We start from the raw sequence: 6,291 nt of genomic DNA on the forward strand, positions 1-6,291 counted from the left end.
AGGTGAGCCCCCCGGTCGCCATCGCTCCACCCGCCAAGGCCGGTGCCACCCAGCCCGCCGTCATTGCCAGCCCGGCCGCCACATACACGCGCAGCCGTCGCGCCATCGATGAGGAAATCATTGTCCCCGCTCACCCTTTGTTATTAACGAAAGGTTAAGGGGGATTTACAGTCCGTGTCAATTACGACGACGGTCGGATTGTCGGCATGGTTACCCGAGGGGCTGGACAGCGGCACTTGTGCAACAGAATCAGCCAGCCAGCCGGCTTTTACCGGTCAATCGCATGGCTTGTCGCCGTTAAGCTTGGTTTTATGCAAATCATCGTCCCAAAACCCGCAATTTTGGACGACGTGCATTATCTCTTGGCGGCGCGGACCAGCTTCGGCTTCGCCGCGACACGCTCCTGGCGGCCGTAGCTGGTGATGAAGTCGACGATGCGCGGCACGATTTCGGAGCGGAAGCGAGAACCGTTGAACACGCCGTAATGGCCGACCGCCGGCTGCATGTAGTGGGCGTGCCGCTCAGCCGGGATATTGGGGCAAAGATCATGCGCTGCCTTGGTCTGGCCAAGGCCTGATATGTCGTCGTTCTCGCCTTCGACCGTGAACAGCGCGACGTTGCGGATCGCCGACGGATCGATCCTGGTGCCGCGATGCGTCATCTCGCCCTTTGGCAAGGCCTGCCGCACGAAGACGGTGTCGACGGTCTGCAGGTAGAATTCGGCCGTCAGGTCCATGACCGCCAGATACTCGTCGTAGAAATCGCGGTGCTTCTCGGCATTGTCGCCATCATGCTTCACCAGATGCATGAAGAAGTCCTTGTGGGCGATGATGTGGCGATCGAGGTTCATGCTCATGAAGCCGGACAGCTGCAGGAAGCCTGGATAGACCTCGCGGCCGAAGCCTGGCACCGGCCACGGCGCATGCATCACGACATTGTCGCGGAACCAGTCGATGCCTTTTTCCTGCGCCAGCAGATTGACCGCGGTCGGGTTGCTGCGCGTGTCGATAGGCCCGCCCATCAACGTCATCGTCGAGGGCACGAACGGGTCGCCCTTGGATTCCATCAGCGCCACGGCGGCCAGCACCGGCACGGAAGGCTGGCACACCGCCATCACATGCGTGTCCGGCCCGAGCGTGTGCAGCATGTCGATGACATAGTCGATGTAGTCGTCGAGATCGAATTGGCCGTCGGCAAGCGGCACCATGCGGGCATCGACCCAGTCGGTGATGTGCACGTCGGCATAGGGCAGCATCGCTTCCACCGTGCCGCGCAGCAGCGTCGCATAATGGCCCGACATCGGCGCCACGATCAGAAGCTTCGGATCGGGCTTGCGCCCGGCGGGGACAGCGCGCTCGAAGCGCACGAGATTGCAGAACGGCTTCGACCAGACGGTCTTCTCGGCGACCTCGACGCTCTTCCAGTCGACCACGGTCTTGCTCAGGCCGAAGGCCGGCTTGCCGTAGCGGCGCGTGGTGCGCTCGAACAGTTCGGCCGTCGCCGCGATCGAACGGCCCCATTGCGTGTGGGAAAACGGATTGAGCGGATTGGAGTAGAACATCCGCACCGCGTCGGCATAGAGGCGCGCCGGCTGCAGGGCGGCGTGGTTCATCTCATAGAGCTGGTAGAACATCGAGAAACCCCGCTGCTGCCTGCGACCGAAGGCACGACGAGCAGCGCCGAGCCTAAATGTCTCGCGGGGAAGTTAACAACTAATTGCTGCGATGCAATACGTCACGCTGCGTGACCAATGCTTCTTTGGTTCAAGGCCATGGAAATCGGGGCCGAACGGTGCCAGCCGGCTCAGTGTGCGGCTGCGAAATGTGTAGGTAATGTGTCCGGCCCTTGCCGGACACAGGAAGCTCTAGACGCGCGCCATGCACACGGAAGTGTGGCCGGAGCCGATGAAGCCGAGCTGGCCGGCCGCGCCCTTCGACAGGTCGAGCACGCGTCCCTTGATGAACGGACCGCGATCGTTGATGCGCACGACGACGCTGCGGCCGTTGTTCTTGTTGGTCACCCTGAGCTTGGTGCCGAAAGGCAAGGTGCGATGCGCGGCGGTCATCGCCGACGGGTTCATGCGCTCGCCCGAGGCGGTTCTGGAGTGCAGGGCGTACCACGAGGCGCGGCCGCACTGGGCGGCGGCGGTCGCCGAAGAAGCGCCGACCATCAGGCCAGCAGCGATCGTTACCGCGACAATCGCGGTCTGTTTTGGGTTCTTCATATTTGGGGGATGGCTCCGTTTTTGACAGACCCCAGCCGTTAGGTGCCAAATAAGGCGGGAAATGCGGCAGTGATCTGGCGGTTCCGTGGCAATGGCACACGTTTGGAGTCGCTGGGTAACAGTCTGTCAGGGATTTTCCGGCACGCGATGATCAATCAACGATGATCTTTGTGTTGCTATCGGGCATCCGTTTGACAAGATCGAACATTAATATCCAAGTAGAGCTCGGCGCGGCCGGGCCACTTCCTTTGGCTCTTTTATCGCGGTCCCGATGCTGTAACCAATCGACTTCAAAAGGGAGATCCGGCAATGAGGCTGACCAAAAATCTGCTGGCGTTGATTGTGCTTGCCGTCGGCGCGCTGTGGTCGCTGCAAGGCATCGGCGTTGTCGGCGGCAGCTTCATGACCGGCCAGTCGCAATGGCTCTATATCGGCGTCGTCACCATGCTGGTCGGGCTGATCGGGTTGGTGTGGGCGAACCGGTCAAGCGGGTGAGCTTGATGAAAGGTCGACCCCACTCCGGCCCTTCGGGCCACCTCTCCCCCGATCGACGGGGGAGAGGAAAAGCGCGAGCTCGCCGACCTTGGCTCCTTTCCTCTCCCTCCGGAGGGGGGGAGAGGTGGTGCTGCGAAGCTGCGACGGAGTGGGGGAAGGCGGTCCTCCAGGGCCCTGCCCCCGACAGCCCTACCCGAACAGCCGATCCAGAATCTTGCCCTCCAGCCGGGCCAGCTCCACCGAACCGCGCCGGCGCGGCCGTTCCACGGGCACATCCAGATCGAGCGCGACCCGGCCTTCACTGATCACCACGACCCGGTCGGCGAGCGCGACCGCTTCGGCGACATCATGCGTGACCAGCACGGCCGTGAACTTCTGCGCGATCCAGATGCGTTCCAGAAGCTGCTGCATCTCGATGCGGGTCAGGGCGTCGAGTGCGCCGAGCGGCTCGTCGAGAGCCAGGATCTGCGGGTGGCCGACCAGCGCGCGGGCCAGCGCCACGCGCTGCTTCTGACCTCCGGACAGCACCGAAGGCCATTCGTCGGCCCGGTCGGCAAGCCCGACCTCGCCGAGGATGTCGAGCGCGCGGTGCCTCGCTTCGCTACCGGTGGCGATGCCGGTCAGCCCGACCTCGACGTTTTTCACCACGCTGGCCCAGGGCAGGAGCCGTGGCTCCTGGAACATGAAGCGCGTGCGGCTGTGTCCTTCCTCTTCGACGCCGAAGGACAGCGATCCCGATGTCGGCCGGTCGAGCCCGGCCAGAAGCCGCAACAGCGTGCTCTTGCCGCAGCCGCTCTTGCCGATGACGGCGAGGAACTGCCCGGCCGGCACGTCCAGGTCGATGCCGTCGAGCACGGTCTTGTCGCCGAAGCGCTTGCCGGCATGCCTGAAGGCAAAGGCCCGCTGTCCTTCGACGGAGCCGATCGGCCGCACCGGCGTGGCGACGAAGGAACGGGCTGCGGTCAGGCTGGCGGCGGTCATGGGCAATCTCTCATCCGTTCTGGAAGGCCGGATGCCAGCCAAGCGACAAACGCTCGAGCAGGCGGGCGAGGCTGTCGGCGAGCTTGCCGAGCAGCGCGTAGATCAGGATCGACAGCACGACGACATCGATCAGCAGGAATTCGCGCGCCTGCATGGCCATGTAGCCGAGGCCCGAACTGGCCGAGATGGTTTCGGCGACGATCAGCGTCAGCCACATGATGCCCAGGGCATAGCGCAGGCCGACGAAGATCGACGGCAGCGCGCCGGGCAGGATGACGCGGAAGAACAGGGCGCGCCGGTCCATGCCGTAGACGCGGCCCATCTCGACCAGCTGTGGGTCGACGCTCTGGATGCCGAGCAGCGTGTTGACGTAGATCGGAAAGAACACGCCGAGCGCCACCAGGAACAGCTTGGCTTCCTCGTCGATGCCGAACCACAGGATGACCAGCGGGATCAGCGCCAGATGCGGAATGTTGCGGATCATCTGCAGCGTCGTGTCGGTCAGGCCGCGGCTGAGCGTCGACAGCCCGTTGGCAAGGCCAAGCGCAAAACCGATGGAGCCACCGACGGCAAAGCCGGCAAGGGCGCGCGCGGTCGAGACGCCGATGTTGCGGATCAGTTCGCCCGACAGCGTCAGCCGCCAGAAGGCCTCGGCGACCGCGCTGGGCGCCGGCAGCACGTTGGCCGGCATGACGCCGGCGCGGCTGGCAATCTCCCAGCCGGCAATGATCAGCGCCGGCAGCAGCCAGCCGATGGCGTTGCTATGCAGGCGCGTGGAAAAGCTCATGACGAAGCCTGCAGGCGGTTGGCGCCATGGAAGCCGACCGAGAATTCGTTGGCGATGTTCTCATGCGCCCGCTGCCGCCTGGTGCCGAGCCCGAGCTTCGGAAACAGAAGCTCGGCGACGCGGTAGGCCTCCTCGAGATGCGGATAGCCCGAGCCGATGATGGTATCGATGCCGATCGCCTGGTATTCGCGGATGCGCCCGGCGATCTGTTCCGGCGTGCCGACCAGCGCCGTGCCGGCGCCGCCGCGCACCAGCCCGACGCCGGCCCACAGATTGGGCGACACCACCAGCCTGTCACGGCGGCCGCCATGCAGCTCCGACATGCGGCGCTGGCCGACCGAATCCATCTGGTTGAGGAAGCGCGCCTGCGCGTTTTCGATCTGGGCGTCGGTGACATGGCTGATCAGCCGGTCGGCGGCGCGCCAGGCTTCGTCCTCGGTCTCGCGCACGATGAAATGCAGCCGGATGCCGAAGCGCAGTTTTCTGCCGCGCCGCGCCGCCTTTGCGCGCGCCGCGGCCAGCTTCTCGGCGACCTGCGCCGGCGGTTCGCCCCAGGTCAGATACATGTCGACGAGGTCCGCGGCGAGGTCCTGGCCGGCATCCGACGATCCGCCGAAATAGAGCGGCGGCCGTTCCTGGTGCGGCAGAAGGTCGAGGCGGCCATTTTCGACGCGGTAATATTTGCCGTTGAAATTGACCCGCTCGCCGGACACCAGGCCGCGCCAGATGGTCAGGAATTCATGCGCCTGGGCATAGCGCTCGTTATGCGGCAGGAAGACGCCGTCGCCGGCGAGCTCGGTCGGGTTGCCGCCGACCACGACATTGAGCAGCAGGCGGCCATTGCTCAAGCGATCGAGGGCGGCGGTCTGGCGTGCGGCGAAAGTCGGCAGCGTCACGCCCGGCCGCAGCGCGACCAGGAACTTCAGTTTTTCGGTGAGTGTCGCGAGGCCCGTCGCGGTGATCCAGGAATCCTCGCAATTCTGGCCGGTCGGCAACAGCACGCCGGGAAAGCCGAGCCGGTCGACCGCCTGCGCGATCTCCTTGAAGTAGCCGAATTCGGGCGGCCGCTGCTGCTCCTCGGAACCGAGATAGGAGCCGTCGCCATGCGTCGGGATGAACCAGAAGAAATCGAGCGGTGCGGTGCTGGCAGGCGCGGTCATGTCTGGCACAGTCACGGGCGGATCTCCTGGAGATATGGGTGCGAACGCAAATGGCGCCGGGCGTTCTCATCCGGCGCCGTCAGGGGACAAGTCAGTTGCCGGGTGCCGTCCACACCGCGTCGGAGATGCGGACCGCGTTCGGGATCAGCCCGAGCTTGAAGAAGCGGTCTGCGGTCGCCTGCTGGCCGGCGATGATCTCGTCGGTGATCGGGAAGACGCCGAATTTGGTGCGGTTGGCGGCGATGATCTGCGCGTCGAGCGGCACGCCGGTCACCTCATGCAGCGCCGCGGCCACCTTGTCGCGGTTCTGGTCGGCCCATTTCGCCGCCTCGCCCAAGGCTGATATCGTTGTGGTGACGGTTTCGGGATGCGCCTTGGCGAAGTCCTTGTTGGCGAGGAAATAGGTGTTGACCTTCAGCACCTCGCTGGAGCGGGCCAGCACACGCGGCTGGTAGCGGGTTTCGGCGATGGCGAAGAACGGATCCCAGACGGTCCAGGCATCGATCTGGTCGCTGGCAAAGGCTGCGGCCGCATCCGCCGGGCTGAGATAGACCGGCGTGATCTAGTCGAACGGGATGCCGGCCTTCTCCAGCGCGGCGACGAGCAGATTGTGCGCGCTGGAGAAGGCCGGCATCCCGTTCGAC

General features: G+C 64.8%; 6 protein-coding genes and 1 pseudogene. 1 reads left to right on the forward strand and 6 read right to left on the reverse strand.

Annotated elements, in window-relative coordinates:
* Nucleotides 1–355 precede the first annotated feature (355 nt).
* Both EN879_RS20280 and EN879_RS20285 read right to left on the reverse strand, forming a co-directional pair.
* Nucleotides 356–1,633, reverse strand: a complete 1,278-nt coding sequence (locus EN879_RS20280; protein ID WP_063169608.1) for a polyhydroxyalkanoate depolymerase — start codon at nucleotides 1,631–1,633, stop codon at nucleotides 356–358.
* Between the two features lie 231 nt (nucleotides 1,634–1,864).
* Complete coding sequence (locus EN879_RS20285; RefSeq protein WP_013528714.1) at nucleotides 1,865–2,224, reverse strand: septal ring lytic transglycosylase RlpA family protein; 360 nt, start codon at nucleotides 2,222–2,224, stop codon at nucleotides 1,865–1,867.
* 309 nt (nucleotides 2,225–2,533) lie between these two features.
* Between EN879_RS20285 and EN879_RS39055 the strand changes: the two genes are divergently transcribed.
* A complete protein-coding gene (locus EN879_RS39055; protein ID WP_024502222.1) occupies nucleotides 2,534–2,719 on the forward strand; it encodes a hypothetical protein in 186 nt (61 codons plus the stop codon).
* A gap of 189 nt (nucleotides 2,720–2,908) precedes the next feature.
* On the opposite strand, the gene EN879_RS20295 is transcribed toward EN879_RS39055, so the two are convergent.
* From EN879_RS20295 to EN879_RS20310, 4 genes and pseudogenes are all read right to left on the reverse strand, one after another.
* Nucleotides 2,909–3,700, reverse strand: a complete 792-nt coding sequence (locus EN879_RS20295) for an ATP-binding cassette domain-containing protein (protein WP_063169609.1) — start codon at nucleotides 3,698–3,700, stop codon at nucleotides 2,909–2,911.
* A gap of 10 nt (nucleotides 3,701–3,710) precedes the next feature.
* Nucleotides 3,711–4,487, reverse strand: coding sequence for an ABC transporter permease subunit (locus EN879_RS20300; protein WP_027161252.1), 777 nt, complete (start codon nucleotides 4,485–4,487; stop codon nucleotides 3,711–3,713).
* Complete coding sequence (gene ssuD, locus EN879_RS20305) at nucleotides 4,484–5,647, reverse strand: FMNH2-dependent alkanesulfonate monooxygenase (RefSeq protein ID WP_063169610.1); 1,164 nt, start codon at nucleotides 5,645–5,647, stop codon at nucleotides 4,484–4,486. The genes EN879_RS20300 and ssuD overlap by 4 nt, the downstream gene beginning before the upstream one ends.
* Before the next feature lie 91 nt (nucleotides 5,648–5,738).
* Nucleotides 5,739–6,291: pseudogene (locus EN879_RS20310) on the reverse strand (ABC transporter substrate-binding protein); the annotation flags it as partial.

The sequence above is a fragment of the Mesorhizobium sp. M7A.F.Ca.AU.002.02.1.1 genome, from assembly GCF_003998535.1.
GTDB lineage: Bacteria > Pseudomonadota > Alphaproteobacteria > Rhizobiales > Rhizobiaceae > Mesorhizobium > Mesorhizobium ciceri.

Bases quoted from the DNA above. Each gene is read 5' to 3' on its own strand.
- EN879_RS20300 (WP_027161252.1), bottom strand. From the start codon at position 4,487: ATGAGCTTTTCCACGCGCCTGCATAGCAACGCCATCGGCTGGCTGCTG.
- ssuD (WP_063169610.1), bottom strand. From the start codon at position 5,647: ATGACCGCGCCTGCCAGCACCGCACCGCTCGATTTCTTCTGGTTCATC.
- EN879_RS20280 (WP_063169608.1), bottom strand. From the start codon at position 1,633: ATGTTCTACCAGCTCTATGAGATGAACCACGCCGCCCTGCAGCCGGCG.
- EN879_RS20285 (WP_013528714.1), bottom strand. From the start codon at position 2,224: ATGAAGAACCCAAAACAGACCGCGATTGTCGCGGTAACGATCGCTGCT.
- EN879_RS39055 (WP_024502222.1), top strand. From the start codon at position 2,534: ATGAGGCTGACCAAAAATCTGCTGGCGTTGATTGTGCTTGCCGTCGGC.
- EN879_RS20295 (WP_063169609.1), bottom strand. From the start codon at position 3,700: ATGACCGCCGCCAGCCTGACCGCAGCCCGTTCCTTCGTCGCCACGCCG.